This window comes from Pseudomonas sp. BP11-1-1 (assembly GCF_052112105.1).
Classification (GTDB): domain Bacteria; phylum Pseudomonadota; class Gammaproteobacteria; order Pseudomonadales; family Pseudomonadaceae; genus Aquipseudomonas; species Aquipseudomonas alvandae.
In genome coordinates this window covers 1-255 of the sequence record NZ_JAUTYU010000066.1, presented here as the reverse complement: position 1 = coordinate 255, position 255 = coordinate 1, and the positions used below count along the sequence as shown (strand labels likewise).

The 255-nt window shown below is 57.6% G+C and carries 1 protein-coding gene; it reads right to left on the bottom strand.

The window, feature by feature from the left end; all coding sequences use genetic code 11:
• Nucleotides 1–196: proton-translocating transhydrogenase family protein (locus Q7C33_RS29025; RefSeq protein WP_407684608.1), on the bottom strand; the 196-nt coding region annotated here is incomplete at its 3' end.
• Between the last annotated feature and the right edge of the window lie 59 nt (nt 197–255).

The window sequence follows — 255 nt, the reverse complement described above, 5'->3', positions numbered from 1 at the left end:
TCTTGCCCAGAGGCGTTACGGTCAGCGCGGCGGCGAGCATGGCGCCGACGATCACGATGGCCGAAATGGCGTTGGTCACCGCCATCAACGGCGTGTGCAGTGCGGGTGTTACGTTCCAGACCACGTGATAACCGACATAAATCGCCAGCACGAAGATGATCAGGTTGTAGATACCGGGGGAGATAAGCTCTTCCATTGTCTGAATCCCTGCTTAGGCGTTTTTGCGGATGACTTGGCCGTCGCGGCACATCAAGC